This window comes from Streptomyces sp. NPDC026246, assembly GCF_055567995.1.
The window spans coordinates 103,068-120,400 of sequence record NZ_JBVHPJ010000012.1 but is presented as its reverse complement, the minus strand read 5'-3'; the positions used below and the strand labels follow the sequence as shown (position 1 = coordinate 120,400).

Below are 17,333 nucleotides of genomic sequence, written 5' to 3'. Positions count from 1 at the left end.
CTCACGAAGTGAGCCTCCGTACGCCCGATGACCTGAAAACCCAGGTTCCGCCGGCTAAGGCGGACCAACCATGGCCGACACTGACACGGTCCGGTGTCAGGCAGCTTCCTTGATCGCACTCGCGATCTTGATGACACGCTCGGCCTGAATGCGGGCGGCGGTGCGCGTGACATCGTCCACCGGGTTGGCGCCCTGCGCGTCGACGTGCGACGTGCCGTAGGGGTTTCCGTCGGTGAACTTGTTCGGGTCGGTGAAGCCCGGCGTGACCGTGAGGCCGCCGAAGTGGTGAATCGAGTTGTAGAGGGCGAGCAGGGTCGACTCCTGGCCGGCGTGCGCGGTGGCGGAGGACACGAAGCCGCTGTAGATCTTGTCGGCGAGCTTGCCCTCGGCCCACAGACCACCCAGCGTGTCGATGAACTGCTTCAGCTGCGAGGAGACGTTGCCGAAACGGGTGGGCGTGCCGAAGATGACGGCGTCGGCCCACTCGATGTCGGCGGCGGTGGCCTCCGGAATCCCGGCGGTGGCGGCGTGGTTCGCGGCCCAGGCGGGGTTGGAGTCGATGGCGGCCTGAGGGGCCAGTTCGGCGACCTTGAGGAGACGGACATCGGCGCCGGCCTTCACACCGGCGTCGTGGAGTTCCTTGGCGATCTCCGTGATGGTGCCGGTGGAGGAGTAGTAGACGACAGCGAGCTTGACGGGAGTGGACATGAAGACGTTCCTTCGACGAGTCGGGCCGACCACCACTAGGTGACCGGTCTCCTAAGCTAGACGACCGGTCGCCTAACGTCAAGTGTCGATTTTCAGGGGTCCCAGATCTTTGTCGCGAGGCGCCGTTTCATAGGCCGCAGACGTCGGCCGGCTTCGTCTCGCTCCTCCAGCCCCCGGGGGGCGAGTGCGATCCGGGGCAGGGCGGTCGCCGACAGGACGGCGACCGCGTGACTAGCGCAGGACGACCTCGAAGACTGTCCGGAAGAACGCCTCCACAGGCGCCGCAGACTTGTCGACTCTCGCCGCGATCAGCGTCCCTTCCCAGGCGCTGAGAATGAACAGCGCGGTTGCCTCAGCATCGAGGGAATCCTTGAGGTCGCCGGCCTCCTGCGCCTCGGTGAGCAGCTGCCGCAACCGATCGGCCCACCCGTCGAAGCCCCTCTTCGCCGCGGACCGGATCTCCTCGCTGTGATCAGCTACCTCCGCGCCGAAGTTGCCCACCAGGCAGCCGCGAACGAACCCGTTGTCCAGGACGTCTCGACTCAAGAACTCGAAATGCGCGCGAAGCCTGTCCAGCGGAGGGCTGCCCGGCGCTGTGAGCATGTCGAAACGCAGCGTGTCCGCGTACCGGCTCAGCGCCTCCAGGGCGCTCTCCTCCTTGCTGGAGAAGTGGTTGTAGAAGGAGCCCTTGGGCACTCCCGCGGCCTTGGTGATGTCGTTGATCCCTGTCGCGTTGAAGCCCCGTGCGTGGAACTGCTGGAACGCCGCCTCGGCGATCTCCTCACGCTTGGACGCTCGCCCCATTGCTCTGGCCTCCTTGGAATCCCGCATTGTCACGTCGTGCGTGCCACCGCGCCCCGAGGGCACGACGCCGAAGACAGGCCGGACCTGGAACCTGCAAACGCTGAGATGACCGACCACATAAGTCTACTCGTGCACCACCTCTGATTGTGCCGCGTTGTCAGCAGGGGCTCCCTCCGCCGCCCCTCCCCCAGCCCGGTGGGAGCGGCACGATGGGATAAGGTCCAAGTCGACTGGTCATTTTGTATGCCGTCGTCAACGGAGGCGGCCGCACGCTCATCGTGATGTGCTGAGAAGCCACATGCGAGACCGGTTCACCTCTACGTATCTGGCCGAAGCAACATGAGGAGCGAGCATGTCGACATACCGGGCTTTCGAAGCGACCGGCGTCCACAACCTTCAACTTGTCGAGCGCGAGCTGACCGATCCGGGACCCGGGCAGGTGCGTCTGCGGGTCGAAGCCTGCGGAATCTGCCACACCGACGTCCTGGCCATCGAAGGCCTGCGCGAAGACCCGTCCCGTCCCATCGTCCCGGGGCACGAGATCGTGGGCGTCATCGACGCGGTCGGCGCCGGAGTCTCCGCCTGGCAGCCCGGGGACCGCGTCGGCGTCGGTTTCCTGAACGGGCACTGCTGGGAATGCGAGCCGTGCCGACGGGGTGACTTCGTCAATTGTGCCAACCAGGAACAAACGGGCACCACGGTCGACGGCGGATACGCCGAGGTCGTCCACGCCCGAGCCAGCGGGCTCGTGCGCATTCCCGACGGCATCCCCACGACGGACGCCGCTCCCCTGCTCTGCGCGGGTTTGACCACGTTCACCGCGCTCCAGCAGGGCTTCACCCGAGCCGGAGCACTCGTCGCCGTGCAGGGCATCGGGGGTCTGGGCCACTTGGCCGTGCAGTACGCGCGCAGCCTCGGCTACCGTGTCGTCGCGATCGCGCGCGGTGAGGAAAAGGAGACGTACGCCCGGCAGCTGGGCGCCCACGAGTACATCGACAGCTCCCGTACCGACCCGGGGGCAGAGCTCGCCGCCCTGGGCGGGGCTTCGATCATCGTCGCCACGTCGTCCAGCGGCGCGTCCATGAACCCTCTTGTTCGGGGCCTCGCCCCGAACGGGAGGCTGGTCGTGGTCGGGGCAGCACCCGACCCTCTGACGATCGCCACCCCGGACCTGATCTTCGGCACCCGCACGGTCATGGGCAGTCTGACCGGATCCTCCATCGAGAACGAGGACAACCTCGCCTTCAGCCTGGCGCACGACATCAGGCCCAGCGTCGAGGTCATCCCCTTCACTCAGGCTGCAGAGGGCTACGAACGCATGCTGTCGGGCAAGGCCCGCTTCCGCGTCGTGCTGGACCTCACAGCCGCCTGAGCGGCGGCCCGGGCCGGTGAACCGAGGTTTCCGGCCCCGTCCAAGCACTGCCCGCGCAGGGCCACAGGGCGACGGGACCACGTCCTCCGAATACGTGGTCCCGTCGGTATCCTCGGGCTCGTCGTCGGGGCTTCAGGGATGCCGTGAGGTACCGGGGTAGGCCCCTCGTCACTCCGCGTGGCAAAGGTCGCCGGCCCTCGTCACAAGGGCAGCGTTATGCCCAGCTGCTGCATGGCACTGGACGGAGGACCGCCTTCGGAACGCTCGGTTTTGTAACCCTTCACCCGCGGCTCCAACGTCCGGGGGTCGACCGCTTCGGCGGGAGCGCTCTTCGCGTACAGCCCGTCCGGTTGGCTGTCACGATCATGCGGCAGAAGCCAGAAAACCCGGCGGCGAAAGGTGCCGGAGGCGCGGGACGCCTTCGCCGTAGTGTTCAGAAGTGCGTAGCCCACCATGCGGCCGTCACGGTGATAAGCGGGTTTGCCCTTGCGGGTGGGAAGCCTGTCCAGGCTCTGACGGACGTAGTCGAGGTCGTTTACGTCTTCCAGCCAGACGAGCTGTGTTTCGTGGCTGATCTCGTCCTCAGTGATCAGGGAGCTCATGCGCCTGCAGCCCTTTCCTGGTCGTCGAGCAGTCCGATGCCCGGGTAATGCTTGCGCTGATTGGACAGGATCATCTCCTTCGGCGAAGCCAGTCCTACGAGTTCCCGTGTACGAGCAGCGAAGGCCCTCGAGGTCATGACCGGCGCCCCTTCATTCTGGCACCACGTCTTGTAGGCCGCGTAGAGCGCCGTCTGCTCTGCTCTCAACTCGGAACCGAGTACACAGCATTCCTCGTAGAACCGACCGGTGTGGTCCTCGGTTTCCGCGTAGGCGGTGGTGGCGATACGGACACGTTCGGGGCCCGTGAGATCGCGGTCACCCGCGAGGTAGCGGCGTGCACCGTCGATGAGCCAGCCCAGGATCCCCGGCCCCTCCTCCGTGACAAGGATGTCCGCGAGATTGTCGATCTTCCGGTGATCGGGAACGACCCGCTCGAAGGGGATCAGACGCATGCGTCGCCAGAACGCAAAACCGCCGGTGCCGACTTCAGGACGGTGGTTGCCCAGCAGCCACAGTTTGTGGGTCGGCTCGAAGCTGAAGAAGTCCTGGCGCATACGACGGGCCTTGATCCGGTCCCCGCCGGTCAGCAACTTGACCCGGGCCTCGTCGAACTTGTCGCCGGGCTTGACCTCCGAACACACGATGACGCGCCGGCCGTGCAACTCGGCCAGGTCGGTGGGGTGGCCCTCGTACGGCCGCGCCATGAGAAAGCCGGGAGGGGCCGCGTCGGCGTAGTCACCGAGGAGTTTCATCAGAACGTCCAAAAGGACCGACTTGCCGTTCTTGCCCGATCCGAAGAGGAACGGCAGGACCTGACCGCCGACATCACCCGTGAGCGAATAGCCAAGCAGCAGTTGCAGGTAGTCGATCATCTCCCGGCCCTCGGCGTCGTCGCCGAAGGTGTCCGTGAGGAATCTTTCCCATCGAGGCGTGACGGTGTGCAGGGGCCCCACAGTGGTGGAGCGGGAATGGAAGTCCTTGTTGGGATCGGGCGTCTTCAGCATCCCGGTGCGCAGATCGACGATGCCGACCGGGGTGCACAACGCGTAGTGATCGGCGTCGAGGCGGGCTGCGTTGAGGACCATACCGGGAGCGGATTTGGCCTGCGAGAGCATGGCGTTGATCCCGGTGGTGGACAGCGCACGACGACGGTGGTTCTGCAGGGCACTCGTCGTGAAGGTCCCCCGAGGGTCATGAGTGGCAATGCTCTCCGCCAGATCACCGGCCGCCCAGAGGACGGTGTCGTCCTCATCGATCTGCCAACGCGTGGTGTCCCAGCGGTACCAGCCGATGCCGGGCACGTGCCGGTAGTCATTGGCGTACAGCTTGACGAACAGCTTGGCATTGCCTCGGTCGGAGAGGGTGTCGGGAAGCAAACCGTCAGCCGTCGCCTCACCGACCAGGGTCCTACCCGCCTCGGCTTGCGTGGGCCGGGGCACGGCGGCGGTGCCCTGGGCTCGGATTTGCGCGGCTACGGCTTCGGGGTCGAATTCGAAGAGTGCCTCGGGCCGGGGCGCCGTCATGGGCGCCTCCCGTTGTCATAGAGCGGGCGTTTGAGACCTGCGGTGAGACCACTGCGAACGATCTGCTCGATGCGGTGCTCCTGTCCGGGGCGAGCTGTGATCGCCGTTTCCTTGAGAACGCGCTCGGCTTCTTCCTGGGCCAAACGGCCCGCCGCGATGAGCCCGCCCAGGGTGTACGCAGCCCGGTTGAGCGCATCCGAGAACCCTGCGCCTTCGGTCACCTGCCCGCAGCTCTCCACAGGAGCCAGGATGGAGGCAAGGAGCTGAGACTCTTGCAGTCCTCCAGCAGCCAGCACGGCCTGTCTGGCTCGAGGGGGGACGGGTCGGGGGGCAGGGATGCTGGGAGCGGGCAGGTGGCCGGTCCTCTCCAACTCCTGGCTCAGCCAGAGCGGGAGAGGTGCCGGCTCACGGACGTCGCCGACGGGCCTGTATGCACCCTGCTGCGTCATGGTGCCGGGAGCGATGATGTAGCTCCCATGGGCTCGAACGTCCACCTGCCAGGCCAACGCCCGGCCGGAGCTGGAACCTACAGACGACTGCCAGCGTCGATGGTCCCCGGCGCGGTACCAGACGTGCAGGCCTCCTGACGGGGTGCGCACCCTCAACGTGGATGTGTCCTCCGCCGGGCTTGGCTGCCCCCGTAGAGCGGCCAGGACGGCAAGCGTGTGGAATCCGTTGGACAGCCCGGTGAGATCGATGTGGTCGGCAATGGGGATGCCGGGAAGAATCCGGTCCCGTGTGGGGGGCTGGACCAGGTGCGCGTCGATGTCGATGACCACCAGCCCCGCTCGACCACACGAAACGCCGATGCCGAACTTCGGGTTGGCCCGCCACCACCGCTGGATACGGTCCTGGTCAAGAGTCGCGGAGTGGAAGCCATGACACCACCGGCCTGCCGGGATGCAGGGGCAGAGGGACGGTGAATGGGGATGTGCGCGACAGTCGCTGCAATTGGCGGCCGGAGTCTTGCGGCCCGGGGCGAGCGGATGAACGGGCCAGCCACGGCGCGCACACCAGCGCGCAGTGGCAAGGGCAAGGTCAGCGACTGAGTGCCGCGGAGCGAGCTCGCCTGAGTCGCTGCGAGAAAACCGCAGCTCAGCGGGCATTTGTTCCCCAATCAGCGACCGAAGCGACTCAACGATGAACATAGCCTAGCGAATGTGGCCGGTGAGGTCATGGAGCCCGTGCGCAAGACCTGCTGCACCGTGTCGGCGAACCGTCCTGAAGGACAGCCAGCAGCGACCGTACCCGGGGGGCAGCGACTGAGAGCACTTCAGTCGCTGCTCTTCAGTCGGGAGTAAAACCCCAGGTCAAGCAGCATACAGCTGAACCAACAGCGACTGAAGCGACTGAAGGTTGCTATATATGACACACACGCGCACACGCGAATGTCTTCATATACCCGGAACTTGAGTCGCTTCAGTCGCTGTTGCGTCTTGATCATGCCTCTGACCTGCATGTTTATTGAGACCGACGGTAGCGACTGAAGAGTCGCTGAGTCGCTGTTCTTCAGTCTCAGGGCCGAATGCATCCCAGCGACCGAAGCGACCAAAGCGACCGAAGGTCGGGGATTGCCTCGTGAGGACCGCTGGTCTGGTTCCTTCAGTGGGGCACAAAGACGTAGCGACCCTACAGTCCGACCCGGAGTCCTCTCCTCGGTGAGTCTGCGTGAACGAGTGACCCAGGTTTCTCCGCAGGCCGTACTGGTCTCACCGCAGGGGGTGGGTACCCCCCTGGGGGAGGTTCGAGCCCGCACGTGCGGATCCCGAGCCCTCGCCGGCAGTCAGGCAGAAGTCTTCGACGTCGTAGTGGGAACCCGTGCGAGGCCTACTGCGGCTGTGTTGGTGTGCTTCCGTTTGCATGCCTCCGATGAAGTCGACTTCGATGTGGCCCTGCGGGACCATGACGTCCTGCGGTAGATGGGCTGCTTTCCCGGCGGTTGGCTGGGTGAATGCCCCGAAGTCGGGTCGGCAAGCTCTCGTCGAGTGAAGCCTCGTTAGGAGCCGGTAAGTCCCACGCCAGTCCAGCGCCTCTCCCCCACTGCGGTGCGCTGGTCGCCGCAGCCACGGAAGCAGTCACGTCGTCCCTGCTGGTGAAGGTCGGTAGTTGTCGTCGACGAAGATGTGGGGACCCGAACATCCAGCACCTGATAACCCATCAGATTCTTGTCCAGAAACGATTCTGCGGACGCTCTTCAGTTGGGGATCGACTCGGTGATTCCAGGAGGCCGTGCCTGCTGACTGCTGTGTCGCTCGTTTCGCCCCATTCGTGTCCGACGCCTCGGGGTAGCGGGAGCGTCGAGTTCTGGCCGGGCGATCATCTTCAGCGCGTTGCCGTTGCCCGGCGAGTGCTCTGCCCTTGATCTTCAGGACTGACGAGGGCAGGGAGCAAGAACAGAACCTGTTGTCGTCTGACCCACCCTGACTCGGGTCACTGGCATTACGCATGGGGACATCGCTCTAGTTCGTGCCGCGAATGGGAGCCCTCCGCTCCAGACAGCCCGGGACCCGTGCTGTCACGAAGAGTCCTGCAGCGTCACTGCACTCCCCCGCTCTGGTCACTGCATCAACGGGCGAGGTGAAGGCTGACGTTGCATGGTGAGTGGCGATACGCCAGGTCTGAGCGACTCTCGAGGCGAGCTATTACGTCGTAATACGCGAAGAGGGAGGGGCCCCCTGATCTGACGAGACCCCTGTCCAAGCGCAGAGAGGGTGCAGTAGGTCGGCCCGGCCTTGACCGATTGCAGCCATTCACCTGGCCGACTCCCCCGTAGCAGGCAGCCCTTCCGTGGTTCACCGGGCGATCCGCTAGCTCAAATCCCATTGTGACCACTCGAAGTGCTGCTCAGCCGAGCGAAGGCTTCGGTCGATGTGGGCTGTGTCGCCGCTGTAGCCCAGCTGTACGCGACCTGGCGGACCAACGATCTCAAACGATCTCAAGGGTGAGACTGTACAAGTACTCCTCAGACTTGAGGGGACCAATGTTCCGTGAGGCTCGTCTTGAAACAAGCAGCGCTATCCCGGCTGACTGCGTGTCCCAGACCGGGCAGCCCTCCCGGGAGTATGTACGGGTTGCGAACCGGTGTTGCCTGACGCGACCTCCCTGCGGAGGCACTGGGCTGCTCCGGGGTGACCGCGTGGCGTCGGCTGCGCGACTCGACCAAGGCAGACGTCCGGCCGAGGTTGCACGCCACCCTGTTGTCCGAGCTGCGCCGCGCGGCTCTGCTGGACCTGGATGACTGAGCCGTGGACGGCTGGCACGTCCGAACTCTGAAAGGGGGGATCGCGTCGGGCCCTCGCCTGTCGACCGCGTGCGTCCTGGCTTGAGGCACCATCTGATCGTCGACAGGCACGGCACCCAATTCTCCGTCACACTCACCGGTGGCAACTGACGCGACGTCACCCAGCTTTTGCCGCTGCTGGACGCGGTCCTACTGATCCGGGGCGTGGGAAGACGGTCTCTTCGCAAGCAAGGTGCGCTGGGTTGTCGAGCGCACCTTGCCTGGCTGTACCAGTTCAAGCGACTCCGTATCCGTGAGGAACGGCACGCTGACCTCCACGTCGGTCTGCTACAACGCGCCTGCAGCGTCATCTGTCTGCGTCGACTCCGCACACCAGATGGAGACAGGGGCAGGGTGGTGGGCTCTGAAGGCCAGTCGAGCGCGGTGAGTTCGGGTAACTGCTGTCGCCAGCGGGCCGTCTTTGTCTCGCACACCTCGCGCGGAGCAAGCCCTGGAACGATCAGTAAGTCGGAGCAGCGACAGGCCGGCATCGGGGTCGAAGTTGGCGTTGAGACGGTCCAGCGCTGTCCAGCGCTGCGAGGAACCTTGTGCGACCGGTGCGGCGCCAGTGTGAGAGCTCACCCGATCCGCGAGATGTTTGACTGCGCATTCCCGTGGCTGCGGCCATCAACCTTGTTCCATGTGCGGACCGTGTCGGCAACGATCCGCAGCCAGCGGGACACCTCCATGATTGAGTGGCCTTCGGCGCCCTCCAGCACTGCCTGCCTGGACGACTCATGACCGGCTACGACGAATCTCGGACTCGCGTCACTAGTAAGGGATACAGGGATCAGGCTGTCGATGTGCCACCGGTTCTGCCGGTCATTACGACGTAATGACCGGCCGGGATGAGCCGAGTCTGGCGTCTACGGTCTCAATGACCCTCTCAGCCATTACGCCGTAATGGAGTGGGCACGCTCGTGGGACTTCGCAGCCCGAGCCTTGACGCCCCTCAGGGCTACTCCCCCGCTGTCACAGGTACCTTGCTCGCCGAAGGCTGGTCTATTACGTCGTAATAGACCCCGGCCCTGGGAAGTGATCGAGCGGTGCGGCCCCCCGAACGCGGTCTGAAGGTTGTTGCCGACCACTGATCAACCAGCTGGACCGGCTTCGAATCCACGCCCGAGGGGCCCACCAGCATGCGGTCGAGACAAGGAAGGAGTCAGCCCCGGCTAGGTTGTGTCCGCGAAGTGTGGTGGTCGGTTGAATGGTTCGTGGTGGTCGTCATGAGCTGCCTGACGAGTCGTGGGCGGTGATCGAGCCGTTGCTGGCCCCGCCGCGAACGGGCCGGCCGCGGGATCGCCGTCATGTGGTCAACGGAATCCCGTGGAAGCTGTCCACCGGGGCGGCCTGGCGGGACCTGCCCGAACGCTACGGCCCGCGGAAGACGGTCTACGAACGCCTCCGCCGCTGGTCGGCCGACGGCACCTGGCACCGACTCCTTGCCCACGTCCAACAGCACTCCGACGCCGTCGGTGCCGTCGGCTGGAGCGTGCATGCGTCGACTTAACGACCGTAGGGGCTGACCAGCACGCGGCCGGGGCCCGAAAAGAGGGCTCTGACCGGGGACGAGGCGATCGGCCGGTCCCGCGGCGGGCTGACCACCAAGATTCACCTCGCCTGCGATGGACAGGGCCGACCGCTCGCCTTCACGATCACTGCCGGCAACGTCAACGACTGCACCCAGTTCGATCAGGTCATGGCCCGCATCAGCGTCGGCCGATGCGGGCCATGACGGCCCAGGACGCGACCCGAGCCGGTCGTCGCGGACAAGGGCTACTCGTTCACGAAGATCCGCTCCTACCTACGCAGGCGAGGCGTCAAAGTCGCGATCCTGGCATGGATCGACCAGATCAACGGCCGCACCGGACGCGGAGTAAGCCGTTGCCGACTCGACCGGGCCGCCTACCGGCGCCGCAACCTCGTCGAGCGTTGCTTCAACAAGCTCAAGCACAACAAGGCCCTGCCATCATCAAAGCCAGACTTGGTTGTCGGGATCGGTTCCCCGCACCGGCCTCAGCAGTCTGTTTGCCTCCGTCTCCCGTCCCAGCCTGAGCGTTGAGTGTCATGGGCTGCTGCTGGCCCGCAACGTCGATCGGCAGAGTCCACAGCGATGTCCCCCGGTTAGGTCCGCTGTTGAGGCCCGTCAGGTGAAGCGCGGCGGAGCGCGGACCAAGTCAAGTGATGCCGGTTTTGTGGCAGCACGGCCAGCTGACTCACTAACTGACGATCCATCAGATTTTTCGTCAGGAGCGATTTTGCGCTCAGCGGCTTCTGCTCGTCGGATCGGCCTGTCCGTCTCGCAGTCGCTGCGGCAGTTGGGGCGTGACGCTGTGTCGATCTATTACGGCGTAATAGCAGCAGCCCTCTGACTCACGCGAGTTGGTTCACCCGCGCGACCCAAGCCGGGATGGCGGATGGTGAGGAGGGGGGGGAGAGGGTGCGGCCGGGGGAGAGGAGGGGGAATCGCGCTGACCTCTATTACGTCGTAATAGACGGGCGGGAGCATCACGGTGAGCCTGTGCCAGATATGCCTGAGTATGTAGAGATTGTCACCCTAGTCTTCCTGGTTGCTAACGTGTCGGTGCAGCGATGAAGCGAATGCGTTAGTAAGGTGTCTCCTATGAGTTCGCCAGCCACGTCCAGCGACCGCGAGAAGGTCGTCTCCAAACTGCCGGGATGGCTCCGGCAGAACCTCAAGGTCAGAGCCGCGCAACGCGGTGTCGAGATTCAGGCAGCCGTCGAACAGGGCATCAGGGATTGGTGCGGCCTGGCTTCCACCACGACTCCTGTCGACACGTCCGGCGCCGACTCCTTCTCCACTTTCCTTCCGCCGGGCCAGTGGGAGGACTTCCGGCAGGTGGTCGCCGACCGTCGTATCTCCCTTATTCAGGGCCTGGCTCAGTCCGTTCAGCTGTGGCTCGACACGCATCCGGCGCCCGACGTCGAACGCCCTGAGATCACCCGGCGCATCATCGTGTGCAACCAGAAGGGAGGAGTCGGGAAGACCGCCATTACCGCCGGCCTTGGTGAAGCGCTCGCTGAGGACCCCAATACGCTGCACAGCGTGCAGATCGCCAAGGCATTGGCCAAGGCGCTGCGAGCCAGTGAGGTCGAGCAGGGCGACCAGCTCACCGGGGACCCCCTCGACATTGAGAACCTGCCCGGTCTGGGTCTTCGCGTGCTCCTCGTCGATTTTGATCCGCAGTGCCATCTGACCAACCAACTCGGCGCGAGTCCCCTGCCCATGAACGGTGACAGCCTCACCAACCACATGGCGGGTGATCCCAAGGGTGACTTGCGGGACCTCGTCGTCTCCATCGACGACGCCACTTTCGGGGGCCGACTTCACCTGCTGCCCGCGTGCAACGACGCCTTCCTCCTCGATGTCCGACTCTCCGCAGTACGGGCTCGGGAGGCCGCGCTCGAGCGCGCTCTGGCACCGCTCGAAGCCGACTACGACGTCATCCTCGTCGACTGTCCGCCCAGCTTGGGTCTGAGCATGGACGCGGCTTCCTACTACGGGCGCCGCCGGGAGGGTGAAAAGCCCGGGCAGTCGGGCGCCCTTATCGTCGTGCAGGCGGAGGACAGTTCGGCGGACGCTTACGAGCTGCTCACCACGCAGATCGAGGACTTGCGCGGTGACCTGCAGATCGACGTCGACTACCTCGGCATCGTCGTCAACCTGTACGACTCACGACGCGGCTACATCGCCACTTCCTCTCTACAGGGATGGGTCGACATAAAGGATCCGCGTGTCGTGGGGCTCATCGGAGATCTCAAGGAACAGAAGGAAGCGGTTCGCATGAAGCAGCCACTGCTCTCATACGCTCCGAGGTCTCAGCAGGCGATCGGCATGCGCGCACTGGCCAGGGAGATCGCATGAGTAAGGCCGACCAGCTGGGAGCCGGCCGCTTCGGTGGGGGAGCGCGGCCCGTCAGCGCTCGCCGTCAAGCGGTCGCTGCCGCTACCGGGGTACCCACTGATGGCGTCGCTCCGCCATCAGTACTTCCTCTCGACCGCATCAGCACCAATCCCGACAACCCCCGTTCCACTCTCGGCGACCTGACTGACCTCGCCGGAAGCTTGAAGACGCATGGTCAGAAGCAGGCGATCACCGTGATGAACCGTGACGCCTACCTCAAGGCCAATCCGGACCGTGAAGCAGACCTCGAACCCGACACCACCTACGTCGTGATCGACGGCAGCAGCCGACTCGCGGCGGCCCGCGAAGCAGGGCTCACCACGATCAAGGTCATGGTCAGTGACGACGAGGGCACCACATCCGAGGAACTGCTCGAGTCGGCTCTCGTCGCCAACATCCACCGGCAGGACCTTGAAGAGCTCGATGAGGCTCGAGCACTGCAGCGGCTTCTGGCCATCCACGGCAGCCAGACTGCTTTGGCCAAGCGGCTACACCGCTCGCAGGGATGGGTGTCTCAGCGACTCGCCCTGCTGAATCTCACTCCCGAGCTTCAGGCACGGATCAGTGAGGAACCCATCGATCTTCTGCGAGCGGTAGGGAACAAGCCCCCGGAGGTCCAGCAAAAGGCCCTTCAGGCTCTGAAGGACGAGCGCGCCAGAAAAGAGGCAGCGAAGAAGAAGGACCGCAGCACCCCACCCTCGGTCGAGGAACCCCCTGCCGCAACCGTGCATGACGCCGTAGTAGCGGCGATCGGCGTCACGGATGCCGGGGGCGAGGCGGAGTCGACGGTACCGGAGGAGACGGAAGGCGCGACAGAGGCTCGGCCGTCCGCCAAGGCTGTGCCCGAGCCGCGGGCAGACACCGTGACTCCGGCCGCGCGGTCGGATGCCCCTGCTGCGGGCGGTGACGAGCAGCGTGCCCGGCGGGTCCCATATGACGAGCCGGGTGCTCTCGCGATGCTCCTGGACCACAAGATCGAGAGCGATGACGTCTTCTTCAGCCTCCTGCGCTTCCTGAGCATGAAGGCAGCCAACCGGGACCCGGAACGGCTGGCCGAATTGGTGCGATCCCTCGCGGAGAGGACCATCACCGAAGCCGGATAGCACTGACCGGCCGCTCGATTCCTCTTGCGCCGGTGAGGGCGTGTCCTGACGTCCATCGCCCCCACCGGCAGCCACTGCCCTACCCGGTCCAGCGGGAGGAGCAGCCCATGAGGGACGCTCTCTTCCTGGCGCAGGGGGAGTGGGGGAGTGGGGAAACCGGGGTGGAATGTCCTCACAGACGGCGCTTCTTGCGGGGGCAAACGGCCCGGCCCGTGGGTTGTGGCTTCAGGAGACGCTTGCCAGTGCCTTGTTGCGGCGGACGGAGGACCAGAAGGAGGCGCCGATGAGGACGACGCCGATGAGACCGGTGATGATTTCGTTGATCTCGTACTGGATGGTGACCAGCAGGATCGTGGCGAGCGCGCCGATGGCGTAGTGCGCGCCGTGCTCCAGGTAGACGTAGTCGTCCAGGGTGCCTTGGCGGACCAGGTAGACCGTCAGCGATCGGACGTACATGGCGCCGATGCCCAGGCCCAGGGTCATCAGGACGATGTCGTTGGTGATGGCGAAGGCGCCGATCACGCCGTCGAAGGAGAAGGACGCGTCCAGGACCTCCAGGTAGAGGAACATGAAGAACGCGGCCCTGCCGACGAGTGCAACGGCCCCCGTGGGTCCGGTGCGTGTGCGCTGCGCGGCCTGGTGTTCACGGATCTCCTCTTGTTCGAGGCGTGCTTCGAAGAAGCCCGACAAGCCGCCGACGACCATGTAGGCGATCAGACCTCCGATGCCGGCGAACAGCACTGTCTCCGCCTTGTCGGCATGGGTGCCGCCGTGCTGGTGGGCGTGGGCGCCGAACGTGATCGAGGCCATCAGGAGGACGATCAGGGCGATGCAGACCGACAGCATGTCGACCTTGCCGAGCTTGACCAGCGGGCGCTCCAGCCGGCCCAGCCACTTGATGTCCCGGTCCTCGAAGATGAAGTCGAGGAAGATCATCAGCAGGAACATGCCACCGAATGCGGCGATCGACGGATGCGCGTCGGTCACCAACTCCTCATAGCGACCCTTGTCGTTGAGGGCGAGATGGACGGCTTCGATCGGTCCGAGCCGAGCGCTGATCGCCACGATTGCCACGGGAAACACCAGTCGCATGCCGAAGACGGCGATCAGGATGCCGACAGTCAGAAAGATCGTCTGCCAGTAGGCGCTCATCTTCTTCAGGATCCCGGCGTTGATCACCGCGTTGTCGAAGGACAGTGAGACCTCGAGCACGGCGAGGATGACCACGACCCCCAAGGCGGTCCATCCCTCGTACAGCACTCCGGCCGCCAGACCCAGAGCGGTGACAGCGAAAGCCCATCGGAACGTCCGCAACAGCATGGGCCGGTCACTCCTGTTGTCGGTGCGGTCCCAGAACGTGGCGTCTGCACCACGCGGTCCCGCCGATATCGATGTCTACCTTGGTCATAACCTGATACCGGATGAGAGTGTGTGCGCCGCGCGGGTTGTGTGGGAACGGAATGTGAAGGGGCGTCTCGTGTGCTCAACAGGCGCCCAGCCCTGTGCAATACTTGACCCAACAACAAAAGGTGGGGTCGTGCCTATGAGCCCGCTCCATCCGAAAGCAGTGGCGACCTCCTGTGCAGGGCAACCAATGACATGAGAGACGTCCAGCTTGGCGCCTGCGGTGCCGTGCGAAAGACGTAAGGTACCTGGGCATTGGACACCGACTGTGGCGCGAGCCCCCGCTATCAGCGGAGGCCGGGCGGCAGTTGACGCCGATATCGGGCCCGGGTCGGACCGTCTCGGGGTCTGGTCACGGCACCGGGTGCGGGACACGGTGTGAACGACGTGACCGACGATCCGGTGAGGCCCGTCAGCCGGGAGGCGCCCGGGGGAGCGGCGTACGGCGTTGCTCCTGCGGACCGGCACCGGCCGTCCGCTGTCGCGTCGCCCGAGTGCTCCCGGGGGGACCGAGGACAGGCATCTTTCGCCTCGGGCCGGGTTGCACCACGTTCCCCTCGACGACCAGGTCGCGGCGTAGCCGGCGACCGTCCATCTCCGTATAAGGATCAGCACTTTGCACAAGAGAAAGAGGCGGCTGCGACTCCCCATGGCCCTTGCGGTGGGTACGCTGGTCGCAGGCGGTCTGGCCACCGTGCAGTTCACCGCCCTTGCCGACACCGGAGCAGACGCCGTCCCCGCCGCGCGACAGCAGGACTTCGCCGCCGCAGCGGCAGAGTACGACGTTCCCGTCAATGTCCTGCTCGGCGTGGCCTATCAGGAGTCCGGTTGGGACGCCCACGGTGCGATGCCCAGCGCCGACGGTGGCTTTGGCCCCATGCATCTCACCGACGTCACGCCGGAGATGATGGCCGGCGGCGACGCCGGCGCAGCGGGCCGCGCCGACCTCGCATCCCTGGCCGCGAACCCCGCTCTGCACACGCTGCAGACCGCCGCGAAGCTGACCGGCATGTCCGCGGACCGGCTTCGCCGGGACCCGGCGGCGAACATTCGCGGCGGTGCCGCCCTGATCGCCTCGTATCAGAAGCAGGTGACCGGCAGCACGCCCGCCGACGTGTCCCAGTGGTACGGCGCCGTGGCCCGCTACAGCCAGTCGCCGCAGAAGCGGGCCGCGGTGGCCTTCGCCGACCGCGTCTTCACGATGATCGGCAAGGGCGCCGCCGGTGTGACCCAGGACGGTCAGCGCATCCGACTGGAAGCCACGCCCTCCGTCCGCCCGGCCACCTCGCAGGTGGACCGGCTGCACCTCAAGGCGTCGGACGCGGCCACCACGGAGTGCCCGCCGACGGTGCAGTGCACCTTCGTGCCCGGCTCGCCGGCAGGTGTCCAGGTCGCCGACCGGCCCGCCAATGGCATCCGGATCGACACCATCGTCATCCACGACCTGGAGACCACGTACGACGCCGGTGTCAGGGGACTGGCCCAGCCCACCAACTCGGCAGCGACGCACTATGTGATGCGCTCTTCCGACGGTGCGGTGACCCAGATGGTGCCGACGAAGGACATCGCCTTCCACGCCGGCAACTACTCCACGAACCTGCACTCCATCGGCATCGAACACGAGGGCTACGCGGCGCAGGGCGCCAAGTGGTACACCGAGGCGCAGTACGAGGCCACGGCCGAACTGGTGAAGTACCTCGCGGCACGGTTCGACGTCCCGCTGGACCGGCAGCACATCGTGGGGCATGACAACGTTGCCGGACCGGCCGACGCCTATGTGTCCGGTATGCACTGGGACCCGGGCAACGGCTGGGACTGGGGCCACTTCATGCAGTTGCTCGACCGCCCGATCAGCGGCTTGCACGGGGTCCCCGCCGTGGGTTCGGTGGTGACGATCGCTCCGACGTTCGCCGACAACGTGCAGACCGTGCAGGTCTGCCCCTCCGACGACCCGACCGGTGAGACGACCGCTTGCACGGACAAGCAGCAGGCGTCCAACTTCGTCTATCTGCGGACGGGTCCGAGCGAGACGGCGCCGCTCTTCGGCGACCAGGCCATCCACGGTACGGGCGCCGGCACGAACCGCATCAACGACTGGGGCAGCACTGCCCAGTCGGGCCAGCAGTTCGTCGTCGCCGAGGTCCAAGGGGACTGGACCGCCATCTGGTACAGCGGCGCGAAGGTGTGGTTCCACAACCCTGACGGCATGAACGCCAAGCGCAGCTACGGCGTGAAGATCATCCGGCCCGCCGCCACCGCCCCCGTGGCGGTCTACGGTCAGAGCTACCCGGACGTGTCCGAATATCCGGCTGGTCTGAGTCCGTCCAAGCAGGCTCCCCTCAGCATGTATTCCGTCCCGGCGGGCCAGGCGTACGTCGCCACCCAGCCCCCGGCCGTCACCGACGACTATTTCAAGAGCAGCGGAACGGTCGTCCTGGGCGCCAAGAAGATGTACACGATCCAGTACAACCACCGCGTGGCACTGGTCTACGCGAACGATGTCACGGCGACTTCCGTGACCCAGCACTGGGAGAACGGCGGCTCCTGACCGCCTGCTTCCGGACCACGAGGGACCCGTCGCGCAACATCGGCAACGGGTCCCTCGCCTGTCG

The 17,333-nt window shown here is 65.5% G+C and carries 10 protein-coding genes and 2 pseudogenes; 6 read left to right on the top strand and 6 right to left on the bottom strand.

Annotated elements, in window-relative coordinates; all coding sequences use genetic code 11:
- Nucleotides 1-96: 96 nt before the first annotated feature.
- Together wrbA and ACZ4M5_RS27195 are read right to left on the bottom strand one after the other, a co-directional pair.
- A complete protein-coding gene (wrbA, locus tag ACZ4M5_RS27200; RefSeq protein ID WP_467740424.1) occupies nucleotides 97-708 on the bottom strand; it encodes an NAD(P)H:quinone oxidoreductase in 612 nt (203 codons plus the stop codon).
- Between the two features lie 231 nt (nucleotides 709-939).
- Nucleotides 940-1,512, bottom strand: coding sequence for a TetR/AcrR family transcriptional regulator (locus ACZ4M5_RS27195; RefSeq protein ID WP_467740423.1), 573 nt, complete (start codon nucleotides 1,510-1,512; stop codon nucleotides 940-942).
- A 352-nt stretch (nucleotides 1,513-1,864) separates the two neighbouring features.
- Between ACZ4M5_RS27195 and ACZ4M5_RS27190 the strand changes: the two genes are divergently transcribed.
- Entirely contained in the window at nucleotides 1,865-2,884 is a 1,020-nt protein-coding gene (locus ACZ4M5_RS27190) for an alcohol dehydrogenase catalytic domain-containing protein (protein WP_467740422.1), read from the top strand.
- 200 nt (nucleotides 2,885-3,084) lie between these two features.
- On the opposite strand, the gene ACZ4M5_RS27185 is transcribed toward ACZ4M5_RS27190, so the two are convergent.
- Genes ACZ4M5_RS27185 through ACZ4M5_RS27175 form a run of 3 tightly spaced genes read right to left on the bottom strand, consistent with a single transcriptional unit; the run spans nucleotide 3,085 to nucleotide 6,115 of the window.
- The gene (locus tag ACZ4M5_RS27185; protein WP_145828893.1) at nucleotides 3,085-3,486 is read right to left on the bottom strand and encodes a DUF6009 family protein; all 402 of its coding nucleotides are present in this window, start codon (nucleotides 3,484-3,486) and stop codon (nucleotides 3,085-3,087) included.
- Complete coding sequence (locus tag ACZ4M5_RS27180) at nucleotides 3,483-5,009, bottom strand: DNA primase family protein (RefSeq protein ID WP_467740421.1); 1,527 nt, start codon at nucleotides 5,007-5,009, stop codon at nucleotides 3,483-3,485. Before ACZ4M5_RS27180 ends, ACZ4M5_RS27185 begins: the two co-directional genes overlap by 4 nt.
- On the bottom strand, nucleotides 5,006-6,115 hold the full coding sequence (locus ACZ4M5_RS27175; RefSeq protein WP_467740602.1) for a bifunctional DNA primase/polymerase: 1,110 nt from the start codon (nucleotides 6,113-6,115) through the stop codon (nucleotides 5,006-5,008). The genes ACZ4M5_RS27180 and ACZ4M5_RS27175 overlap by 4 nt, the downstream gene beginning before the upstream one ends.
- Before the next feature lie 1,927 nt (nucleotides 6,116-8,042).
- Here ACZ4M5_RS27175 and ACZ4M5_RS27170 point away from each other — a divergent pair.
- The 4 genes and pseudogenes from ACZ4M5_RS27170 to ACZ4M5_RS27155 form a co-directional block, all read left to right on the top strand.
- Nucleotides 8,043-8,625, top strand: a pseudogene (locus ACZ4M5_RS27170) (transposase family protein); the annotation flags it as partial.
- A gap of 871 nt (nucleotides 8,626-9,496) precedes the next feature.
- Nucleotides 9,497-10,255 (top strand): annotated as a pseudogene (locus ACZ4M5_RS27165) (IS5 family transposase); the annotation flags it as partial.
- 657 nt (nucleotides 10,256-10,912) lie between these two features.
- Nucleotides 10,913-12,175: a ParA family protein gene (locus tag ACZ4M5_RS27160; RefSeq protein ID WP_467740420.1), complete on the top strand. Its 1,263-nt coding sequence runs from the start codon at nucleotides 10,913-10,915 to the stop codon at nucleotides 12,173-12,175.
- Nucleotides 12,172-13,317: a ParB/RepB/Spo0J family partition protein gene (locus tag ACZ4M5_RS27155; RefSeq protein WP_467740419.1), complete on the top strand. Its 1,146-nt coding sequence runs from the start codon at nucleotides 12,172-12,174 to the stop codon at nucleotides 13,315-13,317. The genes ACZ4M5_RS27160 and ACZ4M5_RS27155 overlap by 4 nt, the downstream gene beginning before the upstream one ends.
- Before the next feature lie 225 nt (nucleotides 13,318-13,542).
- Here the strand turns inward: ACZ4M5_RS27155 and ACZ4M5_RS27150 are convergent, their stop codons facing one another.
- On the bottom strand, nucleotides 13,543-14,637 hold the full coding sequence (locus ACZ4M5_RS27150) for a DUF475 domain-containing protein (RefSeq protein WP_467740418.1): 1,095 nt from the start codon (nucleotides 14,635-14,637) through the stop codon (nucleotides 13,543-13,545).
- Between the two features lie 700 nt (nucleotides 14,638-15,337).
- Here ACZ4M5_RS27150 and ACZ4M5_RS27145 point away from each other — a divergent pair.
- Complete coding sequence (locus ACZ4M5_RS27145) at nucleotides 15,338-17,269, top strand: N-acetylmuramoyl-L-alanine amidase (protein WP_467740417.1); 1,932 nt, start codon at nucleotides 15,338-15,340, stop codon at nucleotides 17,267-17,269.
- The last annotated feature ends 64 nt before the right edge of the window (nucleotides 17,270-17,333 follow it).

What these genes read in the sequence shown, in the direction of transcription:
- wrbA (WP_467740424.1), bottom strand. Translation starts at nt 708, where the DNA reads ATGTCCACTCCCGTCAAGCTCGCTGTCGTCTACTACTCCTCCACCGGC.
- ACZ4M5_RS27195 (WP_467740423.1), bottom strand. Translation starts at nt 1,512, where the DNA reads ATGGGGCGAGCGTCCAAGCGTGAGGAGATCGCCGAGGCGGCGTTCCAG.
- ACZ4M5_RS27190 (WP_467740422.1), top strand. Translation starts at nt 1,865, where the DNA reads ATGTCGACATACCGGGCTTTCGAAGCGACCGGCGTCCACAACCTTCAA.
- ACZ4M5_RS27185 (WP_145828893.1), bottom strand. Translation starts at nt 3,486, where the DNA reads ATGAGCTCCCTGATCACTGAGGACGAGATCAGCCACGAAACACAGCTC.
- ACZ4M5_RS27180 (WP_467740421.1), bottom strand. Translation starts at nt 5,009, where the DNA reads ATGACGGCGCCCCGGCCCGAGGCACTCTTCGAATTCGACCCCGAAGCC.
- ACZ4M5_RS27175 (WP_467740602.1), bottom strand. Translation starts at nt 6,115, where the DNA reads ATGCCCGCTGAGCTGCGGTTTTCTCGCAGCGACTCAGGCGAGCTCGCT.
- ACZ4M5_RS27160 (WP_467740420.1), top strand. Translation starts at nt 10,913, where the DNA reads ATGAGTTCGCCAGCCACGTCCAGCGACCGCGAGAAGGTCGTCTCCAAA.
- ACZ4M5_RS27155 (WP_467740419.1), top strand. Translation starts at nt 12,172, where the DNA reads ATGAGTAAGGCCGACCAGCTGGGAGCCGGCCGCTTCGGTGGGGGAGCG.
- ACZ4M5_RS27150 (WP_467740418.1), bottom strand. Translation starts at nt 14,637, where the DNA reads ATGCTGTTGCGGACGTTCCGATGGGCTTTCGCTGTCACCGCTCTGGGT.